The 14,791-nt window shown below is 43.9% G+C and carries 9 protein-coding genes; 5 read left to right on the top strand and 4 right to left on the bottom strand.

What is annotated here, in order from left to right:
- From F0249_RS18985 to F0249_RS18995, 3 genes are all read left to right on the top strand, one after another.
- A partial coding sequence (locus tag F0249_RS18985) for a VCBS domain-containing protein (protein ID WP_171757495.1) occupies positions 1-2,646 on the top strand: 2,646 nt, incomplete at its 5' end.
- A gap of 435 nt (positions 2,647-3,081) precedes the next feature.
- Positions 3,082-3,723: a TetR/AcrR family transcriptional regulator gene (locus tag F0249_RS18990; protein WP_113795318.1), complete on the top strand. Its 642-nt coding sequence runs from the start codon at positions 3,082-3,084 to the stop codon at positions 3,721-3,723.
- A gap of 111 nt (positions 3,724-3,834) precedes the next feature.
- Positions 3,835-6,117 carry an acyl-CoA dehydrogenase gene (locus F0249_RS18995; RefSeq protein WP_171757496.1) on the top strand — a complete coding sequence of 761 codons (2,283 nt, stop codon included), beginning with the start codon at positions 3,835-3,837 and terminating at the stop codon, positions 6,115-6,117.
- Positions 6,118-6,236: 119 nt separating this feature from the next.
- On the opposite strand, the gene F0249_RS19000 is transcribed toward F0249_RS18995, so the two are convergent.
- The 4 genes from F0249_RS19000 to F0249_RS19015 form a co-directional block, all read right to left on the bottom strand.
- Complete coding sequence (locus F0249_RS19000; RefSeq protein ID WP_171757497.1) at positions 6,237-7,067, bottom strand: DUF2797 domain-containing protein; 831 nt, start codon at positions 7,065-7,067, stop codon at positions 6,237-6,239.
- Positions 7,068-7,263: 196 nt separating this feature from the next.
- Entirely contained in the window at positions 7,264-8,634 is a 1,371-nt protein-coding gene (locus F0249_RS19005; RefSeq protein ID WP_017052527.1) for a DASS family sodium-coupled anion symporter, read from the bottom strand.
- Between the two features lie 201 nt (positions 8,635-8,835).
- The gene (locus tag F0249_RS19010; protein WP_171757500.1) at positions 8,836-9,513 is read right to left on the bottom strand and encodes a vancomycin high temperature exclusion protein; all 678 of its coding nucleotides are present in this window, start codon (positions 9,511-9,513) and stop codon (positions 8,836-8,838) included.
- Between the two features lie 159 nt (positions 9,514-9,672).
- A complete protein-coding gene (locus F0249_RS19015; protein WP_171757498.1) occupies positions 9,673-11,361 on the bottom strand; it encodes an NAD-dependent malic enzyme in 1,689 nt (562 codons plus the stop codon).
- Between the two features lie 151 nt (positions 11,362-11,512).
- Between F0249_RS19015 and F0249_RS19020 the strand changes: the two genes are divergently transcribed.
- Together F0249_RS19020 and F0249_RS19025 are read left to right on the top strand one after the other, a co-directional pair.
- Positions 11,513-13,939, top strand: a complete 2,427-nt coding sequence (locus F0249_RS19020; RefSeq protein ID WP_171757499.1) for a helicase-related protein — start codon at positions 11,513-11,515, stop codon at positions 13,937-13,939.
- A 250-nt stretch (positions 13,940-14,189) separates the two neighbouring features.
- Positions 14,190-14,567 (top strand): hypothetical protein, encoded by a 378-nt coding sequence (locus F0249_RS19025; RefSeq protein ID WP_017052531.1) that lies wholly within the window; start codon positions 14,190-14,192, stop codon positions 14,565-14,567.
- Positions 14,568-14,791 lie beyond the last annotated feature (224 nt).

Here is a 14,791-nt window from a genome sequence, read left to right on the forward strand (position 1 = left end):
GAAAGCGTCACCGAAATTTACACCGTCAGTGCCACCGATGGGACCGAGCATGTGGTCACCATCACCATTAACGGCGCGGAAGATCCGTCTGACATCACTGTGGGTGAAGGCGACAGCGATGAAGGCAGCGTCACCGAAGACGTGGACGTGACACTGGCCGACACCTTGGTCAGCGAAGGCAGCTTGACCATCACTGATGTGGACGCCAATGACACCCCGGAATTCAACCCTAATGGGGTCTTTACACCGATAGGCTCGACCAATGCGGCGGCGCTTGGCAGCTTAGTGATTGACGCCGATGGTGACTGGACCTACACCGTGGACAACAACGCAGTGCAATATCTGGACGAAGGTGAAAGCGTCACCGAAATTTACACCGTCAGTGCCACCGATGGGACCGAGCATGTGGTCACCATCACCATTAATGGCGCGGAAGATCCGTCTGACATTTCCGTGGGCGAAGGCGACAGCGATGAAGGCAGCGTGACCGAAGATGTGGACGTGACGCTGGCCGACACCTTGGTCAGCGAAGGCAGTTTGACCATCAGCGATGTGGACGCCAATGACAATCCGGAGTTCAACCCGAACGGGGTGTTCACACCGACAGGCTCCACCAATGCGGCGGCGCTCGGCAGTTTAGTGATTGACGCCGATGGCGACTGGACCTACACCGTGGACAACAACGCGGTGCAATATCTGGATGAAGGGGAAACCGTTACCGAGATCTACACCGTCAGTGCCACCGATGGGACCGAGCATGTGGTCACCATCACCATAAACGGCGCCGAAGATCCGTCCGACATCACCGTGGGCGAAGGCGACAGCGATGAAGGCAGCGTCACCGAAGACGTGGACGTGACGCTGGCCGACACCTTGGTCAGCGAAGGCAGTTTGACCATCAGTGATGTGGACGCCAATGACAATCCGGAGTTCAACCCGAACGGGGTGTTCACACCGACAGGCTCCACCAATGCGGCGGCGCTTGGCAGCTTAGTGATTGACGCCGATGGTGACTGGACCTACACCGTGGACAACAACGCGGTGCAATATCTGGACGAGGGCGAAACCGTCACCGAAATCTACACCGTCAGTGCCACCGATGGGACTGAGCACGTGGTCACCATTACCATTAATGGCGCAGAAGATCCGTCCGATATCACCGTGGGTGAAGGGGACAGCGATGAAGGCAGCGTCACCGAAGACGTGGACGTCACGCTGGCCGACACCTTAGTCAGCGAAGGCAGCTTGACTATCACTGACGTGGACGCCAATGACAATCCGGAGTTCAACCCGAACGGAGTGTTCACACCGACAGGCTCCACCAACGCGGCGGCGCTCGGCAGCTTAGTGATTGACGCCGATGGCGACTGGACCTACACGGTCGACAACAACGCGGTGCAATATTTAGACGAAGGTGAAAGCGTCACCGACGCGGCATATGATTTCATTTCTGATGTTGAGGACGATTACAACTCCGTGCCACTGCATATCTTAGTTAACTCACTTCCTGAATCTGGCACTTTGCTCTATACCGATCCAAATGGCGTAACACGTGAAATAACCTCTGCGGATGTTTCAAGCGAAACTCAATTCGAACAGGATAGCATCAGTTATGTTCCAGGAGAGGGCGAGCTGTTCACCATAGGTATTCGAGAAGATCCAACCGAAGATACCCCAATGTCTGACGATGGATTCTACAATTGGGGCGAAAAAGTTAGCGATACAGAGCGACTTGTCACTCTCGACAATGGTAAAGAAGTTCGAATTTCCATCACTGATAACAACGATAAGCCATTGAAACAATATACAGGTGACAAACCTCATGTTGGGTATGGTATTGGGGATAATGAAGGTAGCGGTATGAATATGCAGGAGGCTCTGCATATTGATTTAAGTGATAACCCACTCGATGTTGTTACTCTCGGGCTCGATGGAATGGGAGGAGAGTTTAATTCTAATAGCAGTGTGAAAATTGTGGCTACTTACACGCTTGAAAATGGTGACATTCATACTGAAGAGTACCAAAAAGATGTGGGAGATACGGGTAATAGCCAAATCTTATATGAATTCAGTTATTCATCACCAGATAACCCGATTGTGGACATTTCATTAAGTTCAACAGGTGGGAACTGGGAGCTGAGATACTTAGAAGGTGCGCAAGAGATTACAGAGAATGTGACTTTCGATTACCAAGCTATAGACTCAAATGGGGATAAAAGCACCCAAGAAACGGTGACGATCAATGTTTTGGAAACCGATGGTTATAACGTTGTAACAGCGGCAGATAATGAACCTCTAAATGCTGAGTTGGGTAATGATTTATTAATCGGTGATGATGGTGAAAATATCTTTACTTGGTTGGATAGCACCTTAGATAGCGGTACTGATGTCGTCAAAGACTTTACCGTTGGACAAGATTTGATCGACTTAAACGACTTGCTTGATGATCCGAATGACCCAGGTGATGTGATGACGTTACTCAATAGTATCGATGTTACCGTTGGAAGTGATGATGTCACGCTTAGCGTACCATCAGAGGGAGGAGGGTTTGAACAAAGCATTGTTATCGAAAATATTACGACTGATTTAGCAAGCTTAGAGAGCCTAGATATTTTAAGCCAGATAATCAAAAACGATGCGGCATAGCTAATTGCCTGAACAAAAGCCTCTTATCATGAAAGGTAAGAGGCTTTTGAGCTTTGCTAACTATTCATTTGGCTATTAGGCCATTAGGTTTACCTCTCAAACGCAAGGTAAAAAAAAGCCCAAACCAAGATGGGTTGGGCCGATACAAATATAGGAGTTATTTAGAAAAAGCAGTGGTTTCGTAGCCAACAAGATAGAAGTAGTTAGACGGCCTGTTTAACTTCTCAATGCATCTCTTGGTTACAATTAATCAGACTGCCAACTTACCCATCAGTTCAATTTATTTGTCATTATTTTGAATCTTTTTATTTCTTATCTATTCAAGGCGTTATCTTCCTCTGGTCCGACCAATAGTAAAAAGTGTGATGTTAATTGCTTGTTAAATAAATGTGCTAAGAGTATATTTCAAACAGTTGTTTAATACGAGTGATTAAAATGGCCTCGAAAAGTAGTACTAAAGATAAAATTTTAGATGTCGCAGAAGGGCTATTTGCTGAGCATGGTTTTAACGACACGTCGCTTAGAAGCATAACGAGCAAAGCAAACGTGAATCTAGCATCAGTCAATTATCACTTTGGGGATAAGAAAACCTTAGTAAGAGCGGTACTGAACCGATATTTAGAAGCATTCATGCCATCTGTAGAGAAGGCGCTGATCGAGTTGAATACTAACGATTTGAACGATAAAGATTCATATAGCATGGAAGAGGTGTTCGAGTCATTACGGGCCCCATTGTTGGCTTTAGATGGTGTTAGACCTAACGGGACGAGCCTATTTATGTCATTAATTGGACGTGGTTATACCGATGTCCAAGGGCATTTAAGATGGTTTATTACCACTCGCTATAGTGAAGTGCTTTCACTTTTTACACGCTCTGTGATGACTGCTAATCCTAGCTTAACACCTGCGACCTTATTTTGGCGCTTGCATTTTACTCTAGGAACTTGCGTGTTCACCATGGCGTCGAGTAAAGCACTATCAGAAATTGCCTATAACGATTTTGGACAAGCGGTTGATGCCACTGCGGTTATTGACCAGATAATACCCTACTTATCAGCAGGCGTTGCTGCCGACTGATTGCAATACCAAAGCCTTGTGCATAACAAAGCTATAGATATAACAAAGCTATATCTAACAAAGATACTAATAAAAATACCCACCAATATATGGAACAAAAGGATCTGAACTATGAGCTCTCTAAGACAAAAATGGGTTAGTGACCCTGCTTTTAAATTTTTTAAAAAAGTATTGCCACCCCTTTCTAATACAGAGAAAGAGGCGATGGAAGCAGGAAGTGTTTGGTGGGATGGAGAATTGTTTTCAGGTAAACCGGATTTCAAAAAGCTGCACCATTATCCAAAACCAACACTATCATCTGAAGAGCAGTCATTTATTGATAACGAGCTAGAAACATTACTCGCCATGTTAGACGATCAAAAGATAGTGAAAGAAGATCGTGATTTGCCAGCAGAAGTCTGGGAATTCTTACGTAAAGAACGTTTCTTTTCGCTGATTATTGCGAAAGAGTACGGCGGTAGAAACTTCTCTTCACTGGCTAACTCTACGATTGTAACCAAGATTGCGACTCGCAGTATCAGTACAGCGGTTACCGTTATGGTGCCAAACTCTTTGGGACCAGGCGAACTATTATCACATTACGGGACTCAAGAGCAGAAAGATTACTGGCTACCTCGTCTAGCGGATGGCACGGAAATCCCTTGTTTTGCATTGACTGGTCCTGAAGCCGGCTCGGATGCCGGTGGGATCCCAGATCAGGGTACAGTGTGTTACGGCACCCATGAAGGCAAAGAAGTACTGGGTATTAAATTAAGTTGGAACAAGAGATATATCACCCTTGCACCTGTCGCAACCGTTGTTGGTTTAGCCTTTAAACTGAACGATCCAGAACACCTATTGGGTGATAAAGATGAGCTAGGCATTACTTGTGCGCTTATTCCAGCCGATCACGAAGGTGTCGTGGTTGGTGAACGTCATGATCCACTTGGGCTCGCATTCATGAATGGTCCAACTCGTGGAGAAGATGTCTTCATTCCAATGGACTGGCTAATTGGTGGATCTGATTATGCGGGTAAAGGTTGGAGAATGTTAGTGGAATGCCTATCTGCTGGTCGTGGTATTTCACTTCCTGCGCTAGGTTCTGCTATGGGGCATCTAACGGCTCGAACAACCGGGGCGTATGCTTATGTTCGTAAGCAGTTTGGTATGTCGATTGGTAAATTTGAAGGCGTAGCGGAAAGCCTCGGCCGAATTGGTGGGCTTACATACCTACTCGAAGCAAGTCGTACGTTAACAACCACATCTCTAGATCTAAAAGAAAAGCCGGGAATTGTGACTGCAATCGCTAAATATCACATGACAGAAATTGCGCGTACTATCCTAAATGACTCGATGGACATTCACTCAGGACGTGCGATTCAAGATGGCCCGATGAACTACTTGGTTGCGCCATATCTTGGCATTCCAGTGGCAATCACTGTTGAAGGCGCGAATATTCTTACTCGTAACTTGATGATATTCGGTCAAGGTGCCACTCGCTGCCACCCATATGTACTGAAAGAGATGGAAGCGGCTGCGAATCCAGATGAAAAAGAAGGTGCAAAACAGTTTGATTCATTGCTATTCAAACATATTGGCCATGCAACGAAGAACACATTGGGTGCATTTGGTGCAGCCCTAACAGGTTCACGTTTCATTAAAGCTGACATGAGCGGGCCTACCAAGGTGTACTACCAAGATATGACTCGTATGAGCCGAGCATTAGCAGTAAGTGTTGACTTTGCAATGCTGACATTAGGTGGTGATCTTAAACGTAAAGAGATGATTTCAGCGCGTTTAGGTGATGGTCTTAGCTACCTATATATGGCATCTGCTGTGCTTAAGAAATATGAAGATGAAGGACGCCAACAAGCGGATCTGGATTATGTTCATTATGGCATTCAGCACTGTTTACATAATGCTGCTAAATCATTGCAAGAAGCTTATACCAATTTCCCAAGTAAAGCGGTTGGTCGAATTTTGAAAACACTGATTTTCCCAGTAGGTAACCATTTTGAAAAACCAAGCGACACGCTTACGGTAAGATTAGCGGAAAGTGTGATGACACCTGGAGCGCATCGTGATCGCTTAACTCACCTGTGTTATATCGGTGACGATGAGAATGATAGCGTAGGTCTGATGGAAGAAGCCTTCATCGCAATGTACGACATCAAAGGATTAGAGCGTAAATTATACCGCGCAGCGAAAGAGGGTAAAATTGCGAGGAAAGGTCTATTGAATGATAGGCTGGAACAAGCACTTAAAGCGAATGTGCTAACCCAAGAGGAAGTCAAGCAAATTATTGCGGCTGATAAACTGAGATACAAGGCGATTCAAGTTGACCACTTTAGCCATGATTTCAGCGAAACGCTAACCAATAACAGCTCTAAGCCAAAACTCAATAGTGTTGCTTAGCAGTAGGTGAGTTAGAGCAATAAAAAACATAGTTGATAGCTAAAAGAAAATGCCAGTCAGAGTGAAATCTGTCTGGCATTTTTTGCTATGAATGAAGAAGCGTTAATGAAGAAGATGCGCTATTGCGGGTTGCTTACTTCGACTTCATACGATGAGAATTTTCGAACATTAATCACGCCAGTATCAAAAATTAAATATTGACCTTTGATGCCTTTCAAAATACCAGTGACCTCTGGGTTTTTATCAAAATTGTGTGATGTTATTTTGACTGGATACTCATCAACCGGGTAATCAATAGCAGTGGTCGTTTCATTGAGAAGTTGTACGGCATCATCCCCGTATTTCTTTTTAATCTCAGCAATGGTTGGCTCAACTAACGGTAGTAAATGAGCGATCTTCTCTTCCAGTGGCATAGGTTCGCCATCACCCTTAAGAAGCGTCCGCCAATTCGTTTTATCCGAAATATGTTTCGCCAATTCTATTTCTATCAATCCTGAAATATGGCGAGTTTTCACCTTAAAGATCGGCAAACCTTGAGTCGCACCTTGATCAATCCAACGGGTAGGTATTTGTGTGTGTCGAGTGATCCCGACCTTTAAGCTAGAAGTATTAGAAAGGTAGACATAATGGTCTACCATGCAGTTTTCTTCGCCCCATTGCGGTTCACGACAAGTGCCTGCTTCATAGTGGCAAGTTTCTGGCTTCATTATGCACATATCGCAGCTGGCAAGTTTTCTCATGCAGACGAAACAGTGGCCTTGCGAGTAGCTTTTTTTTGTCTTCTTCCCACAGGCACTACAAAAAATATTCCCAGTATGGACCAAGGTTAGAGACTTACCGATGAATGGATTTAGGTCAACCAACTCCTCACCGACTGGCAAGCGGTATTGAACTTTTCCATCCAATGATGCACGCATTTTACTCAGCGTACCTTTAGCTAATAAAGACATGACATTACTCTTAAGATTATTCTTATTTTAGACGAGTAGTGTAGCAAAAAAGAGAGTGAAAAAGATCGAGGTTAAACAGTGGAAGAGCTGGAAATTGAAAAAAGGTGACGCGAACGCCACCAAAAGGGAAACCTGCAAACTTAATAGGAGCTTGCAGAGTAGTGCTCAGGGAAATCGCATTCTGAAGAGCAGCGGCTTACCAGAAAATCCACGCAAAGATGGTAAGTACAAAAATACAGACGATATTTAGCACCATACCCACTCGCATCATTTCACGCTGTTTGATATGACCAGAGGCAAAAACGATCGCATTCGGTGGCGTTGCGACTGGCAGCATAAAGGCACAAGAAGCCGCAACAGCGATAAGAGCAGATAAGATCACAGGTGAAATACCTAAAGCTTCAGCAATGGTTGCAAATACTGGAACGAGTAGTGCTGCGCTTGCCGTGTTGCTGGCAAATTCAGTGAGAAAGACAACAAAGCCAACCACAGTCAAAATAGTTAATAGCATTCCTGCTTGCTCAAGGAAGCCGCTTAGAGAGTGCGCAAGGAAGACACTGGTGCCTGTTGCTTTAAGGATATTACTTAAGCAAATACCACCACCGAATAGGATAAGAACACCCCAATCCGTGGTCTTCTCGACATCTTTCCATTCAACTGCTTTTGATGCGCCAAGAAGAACAATAGCGCCAATCGCAACAAGTGTATCGAATTTAGAGAAGCCACCTAGCATGGCATTAATCGGCTTGCTGAATATCCACATGCTAACGGTTAAAAGGAAAATCGCTAATGTGATTTTTTTGCCGTTTGTCCACTCCACAGGTTTATGATCTAATTCGAACTTATGGTTAAGATCGGGTTTGATCATGATGTACAGAACAAACATAGTGATTGGAAGAAGAATTAGGGAAATAGGTAACCCTAGTGCCATCCACTCCGTAAAGTTAAGGCCAACTTCTGCGGCTGCGATAGCATTGGGTGGGCTACCGACCAGTGTGGCAATACCACCAATTGAAGCACAATAGGCCACCCCAAGTAGTACGAATACATAAGTGTTGTGGTTTTTGTTTTTATCCAGTTTGCTCATAACCCCAAGAACTAAAGGCAGCATCATTGCAGCCGTTGCGGTGTTAGAGATCCACATTGATAAACCAGCACTCACACCAAATAGCATAAAGACCGCGACGGACATTTTACCTTTGGCGATAATGAGAACTTTGTCAGCAATAGCTTTATCGAGTTCCTGCTTGTGTAGTGCAGCAGCAAGAGCGAACCCACCAAGAAAAAGGAAGATGATAGAGTTAGAGAAATTATTGAGCGCGGTTTGGGTATTAAACACCCCTAGTAAGACTGCCAACATTGGAACCAGTAGGGCTGTGATACTGACATGCACCGCTTCCGTTAACCAAAGCACTGCTACAAAAGTAAGAATACTTAAGCCAGTCACAACGTTCTCATCAAAAGGTAAAACATTCAGTAAAGTAAAAAATAGTAGAGTGTTTCCGACAAGAATCATGCTGTTTCGAGTAAAAAACCAGTTCCGTAAGGTTACTGCGAGTGCTGTCATAAGTGCTCCTTTTACTTAACTTCAGGTAATTATTGTTATTTGAAGCTAAGTTATGCTTAGTAAAGTATCTGACTTGAGTTAATTGTTTTAATTTGTACTCTTTTGTTGTCTTGATGTTACTTAACTGGATAGAAAGCTGCTGAGGAGTTTTGAACGTGCTAGATGAAAATGTGACGAAGAAAATTAAAAATGGGTAAGAAATTACCCATTTGATATTGTTGTTGATGCGGAAGAGGCTGGATTAGGTAAGATTGGCTCTTTTGGACCAAGGAATTTAGGCTGCGTATTGATGATGTAGAGATCTAAAAAAGCTTTAGTTCGGGCAAAAATTTCACGAAAACGAATGGAGAACCCGGAGTGATGGGTTGGGCCAGAAACGGCTAGACACTGCGCGTTGATGTCATAAGAATGAGCTATGAATAGCGCTCTTTCACAGTGGAATTTTTGCGTAATAATCAAAAAATCATCGGTATCGAAAATTTCTTTTGCGCGGACAATCGAATCTAAAGTTCGAAACCCTGCATAGTCCAAGTGAATGTCCTCTCCTGAAACGTTCGCTTTGAGGAGATCTCGTTTCATTGTCCAAGGTTCATTATAAGAGCGATGTGCGTTGTCGCCACTCAGTAGAAAGTGGTCTACTTTATCATCTTGGTAGAGCTCGATTGCGGCTTCAATCCTGTGAGCGTAATACTCGTTTAGAGTGCGACCTAAATACTTACTTGTACCGAGTACCACAGCAACCTCAAAGTAATCGACCTGTTCAGATGATTGAATAATTCTATCTTCAGCTTGCCAAGAGACCCATCGGTCGATAGAAAACACAACAGTAGCGAGAAGAATCAACGATATAGAAATACATAGCAAGATGTATCGAAGCAATGCTCGATGTCGGCGAAGGAAGTGTAATGAAGAAAGAAACAATGGCTTCACTAAAACTAATAATTCCAAATCGGTAAAATGAGAATGTTGATAATATAAAAAAAGCCCTTATGTCACAATCATAAGGGCTTTTTAAATTAGAGTGTCATTCAGTAAAAATTAGAATGCAGTACGTTTGTAACGACGGTAAACAGGCTGCCAAAACTGCTGATCAATCGCCAGTTGTAACGCTTCATCGGTGATTTCTAGAGCAACGCCTTCTTCAATGGCTTTCTTAGCAACAGCAAAAGCAATTTTCTTCGACACGAGGTGGATCTCTTCCAGTGGTGGAAGCAATGCTCCAGTACCATTGATTGCAAGTGGAGAGCATGTCGCGAGAGCTCGGCTCGATTCCATCAACATGGCATCTGTTACGCGTGATGCGTTGACAGCAAGTACGCCTAAACCAATGCCAGGGAAAATATAACTGTTGTTGCACTGAGCGATAGGGAAGCGTTGTCCGTTGTGCATGACAGGATCGAATGGGCTACCAGTCGCCACGAGAGCTTGGCCATCAGTCCAACGCAAAATATCATTCGGTGTTGCTTCTACTCGGCTCGTCGGATTCGATAGAGGGAATACAATCGGACGCTCACAATGTTTGTGCATCTCTTGGATAACATCTTTGCTAAACAGACCAGGAGCACCAGATACGCCGATCAATACCGTTGGCTTAGCATTTTTCATCACATCAAATAGTGAGTAATCTGTGCCTTCGCTTTCCCAATCTTTGGTGTTTGCACTGTTTTGAACCAAGCGCTGTTGGAAATCAAGCAGATTAGGCATACCTTCTTGCAGTAGGCCCCAGCGATCCACCATGTAAACTTGAGAGCGAGCTTGTGCATCATCAATACCTTCAGATACCATCTGTGCAATGATCGCTTCAGCAATACCACAACCAGCGGAACCTGCCCCTAAGAATGTTACACGCTGATCGGAAAGCTTACTACCCGCCGCTTTACAAGCTGAGATTAAAGAGCCAACAGTGACGGCGGCAGTACCTTGAATGTCATCATTGAAGCAGCAGATGCGATCTTTGTATCGCTCAAGTAGTGGCATTGCGTTCTTCTGAGCGAAATCTTCGAATTGAATTAACGCATCAGGCCAACGGCGTTGAACCGCTTGAATGAACTCTTCTACAAACGCATCGTAATCGGCACCAGTAATACGAGGATGACGCCAACCCATATACATAGGATCTGCAAGACGTTGTGGATTATTGGTACCTACGTCCAGCACGATTGGAAGTGTGTATGCTGGGCTTATCCCACCACATGCCGTATATAATGCTAATTTACCGATTGGGATTCCCATTCCCCCGATTCCTTGGTCGCCCAAACCTAGAATTCGTTCCCCATCTGTGACAACAATGATTTTTACGTTGTGGTTAGCCGCATTATTTAGCAAATCATCAATTTTATCGCGGTTAGGATAAGAGATGAAAAGGCCACGACCACGACGATAAATGTTAGAGAAATTTTCACATGCCGCACCAACCGTTGGCGTGTAAATGATTGGCATCATCTCTGAAACGTGATTTTGGACTAAACGATAAAATAGAGTCTCGTTTGTATCTTGGATATTACGCAGATAAATGTGCTTATCCATATCATTTTCAAAATTACAGTATTGTTGGTAAGCACGGCCAACTTGTTCTTGGATTGTTTCAGTCGTCTCTGGAAGTAAACCATTTAGGTTAAAAGAGCTACGTTCAGATGCTGAAAATGCGCTTCCTTTGTTTAGTAATGGCGTACTAAGAAGTGCTGAACCAGCATATGAAATATAGAGCGGGCGTTTATCGTTGTTCATTTTGTGCCTATGTAGGGTTTGGGGGATCTTAAAAATGATAACGGTTAAGTTATTCAGTTGTAAATAGCATAGGCTAAGGTTTGGGAAAACAAACACTCGCTTATGTCTTTGGAGTATAATAACGCAAATCTCCATATTATTTACTAATAACATGCATCCACTTCCAATAGACGCGCTATTTTCTGAATTTGAAGCCACTATCGCAAAATATAATCTTGTTGTAGAAGCAGAAACGGGATCGGGTAAGTCAACCAAACTTCCAATATGGGCATCGAAACACGGCCGAGTATTAGTGATTGAACCTCGTCGAATCGCCTGTACTTCACTCGCGGAATATACAGCCAGTCAGCGGCTAGAGCGGGTAGGGCAATCTATTGGTTACGCCATCAAACTAGACGTTCAATTTAGCGAAGATAGTGACATTGTTTTTGTTACCCCAGGAGTCGCACTGCGCTGGTTCTCTGAAAACAAACTAGCGGATTTTGATATTGTCATGATCGATGAATTTCATGAGCGGCGCTGGGACACCGATCTTCTGGTGGCATTATTAAAGGAAGCGAATCGTCATCGGCTTATTGTCACCTCTGCGACATTAGAGGGACATCGACTGGCCGAATATGTAAATGCCACTCGGCTCCAATCCCAAGGTCGCCTGTTTGATGTGGACTATATCTATCGTACGAGTGAGAGCCAGCAACTTCCCGATATTCGAATGCTTGAGAATCGAATTGTCGATGAAGTTAAAAAACAGCTGATAACCAGTCCAGGTGATATTTTGGTCTTCTTACCTGGAAGAAAAGAGATCACACAATGTGCTCAGATGCTACAAAGTATTGCTGGCTGTGTTGTTGTGAAGTTGCATGCCTCCGTTTCAGATAAAGAGCGTAAATTAGCCTTGAACGCTCAACCATTGCGGGTTCATGATTCAGAAAATAGTGGTGACTCTGAAAGCTCAGATGTTCGTCTAAAGAAAGTGGTGCTGGCAACCAACGTGGCTGAAACATCGTTAACCATCCCGAATATTTCAACCGTGATTGATTCTGGGCTTGAGCGGCGGGCTATTCAGAGAAATGGACGCACCACTCTAAGTTTAAAGTCGATTTCAAAGGCGAGCTCTAAGCAGCGGGCAGGTCGAGCCGGACGGGTAATGGATGGTCTGTGTATTCGATTGTATGGAGAGCATGCCGCCTTAGAAAGTATGACGCCACCAGAATTACAGCGAGAAGAGTTAGTTGAGCCTATGCTTGCGGCTGCGAGTTGTGGATATTCGTTAGATCAGTTGTCATTCTTAGACGATCTGCCACCTAAATCTATGGTCTCTGCGACGGAAAAATTGCGACTTATGCAAGCCATTGACCCAGGGGGTAAGATTACGCCGCATGGGACAATTTTGTCGCCACTTCCAATCGATGTTTTGTATGCAGACCTCGTCACTAGAATGCCATCAAGAGCATTAAAAGAAGTGATGGTTGATCTGGCAGCCGCATTATCGGTTCCTGCGGCGATTTATCAAATCAAACCTCATCAGGATGATGACCAACCGATTGAGAAACAGGAACCTCATCATTGCGATGGTGAAATACTGATTAACCTAGTCAGAGGGAGAACCTTTGATTCGATTCAGGTTGAACAAGAAGCGCTAAAAGAGGCAAAGGGACTGTCTAAGCAAATGAGAGAGGCGTTTGAATTGCCAGAGCTTGACGTTGCTTCGCGATATGACCGTCATCTATTTCTAACGAGCATTGCTCAATTACATCCAGAGTTGGTTTTTGTTCGAAGAGAAAAACGTCGCCAAGCTTTAGCAAATGGAGAGATGGAAGTTGCAGTAGGAAGGCATAGTCGATTTTCTGACAAAGCAGAGGCCGCTATTGTGATGGATACCCATAGCATTCTAGGGCGGGGCGTTAAGCAAACATTAAATTTAGCAACCGTTATGTTACCAGTTCCGCTTAGCTTGTTAATTGAGCTTGAATTGGGGGATTGGGTTCAGGGTGAAACAACGGTGGTAAAAAGTGGCGAACAAAGCTCAGGAAAAAAACAAATTCTAACGGAGATGGAATTGAGATACGCAGGACGCCTATTGACGACTCGGCAAGTTATGCCAGAAGGAGAACTGCTTCTAAAGCCAATTGTTGATGCGGTAAATCGAAATGAGTGGCTCATCGGGCTCGCTGACGAACGGCGAATGGAGATCAACCTATGGAAATTGTACGTAGAGCTAGGACTTGATGCACAGCGCTCGACCCATGATGAACTTACTTTTGAGCAGTGGCTTATTGACCAACTCACTGAACTTGAGATTCAGGATGTTGAAGAGCTATGTATTTTCGATAACAGTGACTTTACATTTGAAGGCATTCCTTACTGGGAGTTTGATGATTTTGCTCACCAATACCCTCAAAGTATCGCTTTGGCTGATCTTCAGTTAACGGTTGAATATTATGTCTCGAAGAAGTTGATACACGTGATATATCAGCGAGGGTCTAGAAAGGGCGATCCAAAAAGGTGGGAGCTACCAACATGGAAAGGCTGGCGAATTCAATATAAAAAAGCGAGTCGAGTCGTCGATGTTCGGTAATAAATAGATGCAACTTATATGGGGAGTAAACATATGGCGAATTTGTATTTATTTATTCTGCATAATATTAATCAATTAAGCGCATATTTGAAATTAATGTGTGAATTATGTTAGAAGCTTGCGTTTCATATTTCCTTTTGAATGGTTAAGAGGGTATAAAAGACCGTTCTTTTATATCCTATTGCTATATAGGGGGAATTGGTTGATATTAACCACAACATATCGTGTTGCGTTTATGTCGGGGGACATTATGGATAAACAGGAAGATGCGAGCGTACTATTTGACTACACATCGTTTCTTGGTGCTTCGTGCAGTAAAAAATGGACGTTTTTAGAGGCAATGAGCTCGTTTGCTCCGATATTTGGAATTGTTTGGCGTGACAACATCAAAGAGCTAACCAAGCCAGAAGATCGTTTATGGGAAATGGCACTGAAATCCATGTCCTCACGTAAAAGCGATGAGTCCAATATTGTCACTTTGGCGAAACTTGCCAAACTTGAAGGGATTGAAGAGCTGAAAGTCGTAATGCCTTACCCATTAGAGAAAGAGCAAATTAAGCATATTGAAGATCGCGGCCAACTGGTTATCAATAACACGTCGCCAGATGAGTTTTACATCACTCTTTAGTTTGTGGCTGGTGACTAAGTTGAATCGCTGAACATGAGTTAATGCCACATAGACAAAGTTCATTGGTGCTAATTCGGTAAACGTAGAGATGTGAAAATTGAACATTAAAAAAGAGCCAAAGAGGCTGTAACAGATTCTGTGTAACTGCCATTTAGTTAACGTGTTTATCGAGACGTTCCTCGAACTCGATAATAAACCGACTCATAGCCTGACGCCAGTTTTGA

Origin of the sequence: Vibrio sp. 03-59-1, assembly GCF_013114135.1 — a bacterium.
In the GTDB taxonomy this organism is placed as follows: Bacteria; Pseudomonadota; Gammaproteobacteria; order Enterobacterales; family Vibrionaceae; genus Vibrio; species Vibrio cortegadensis.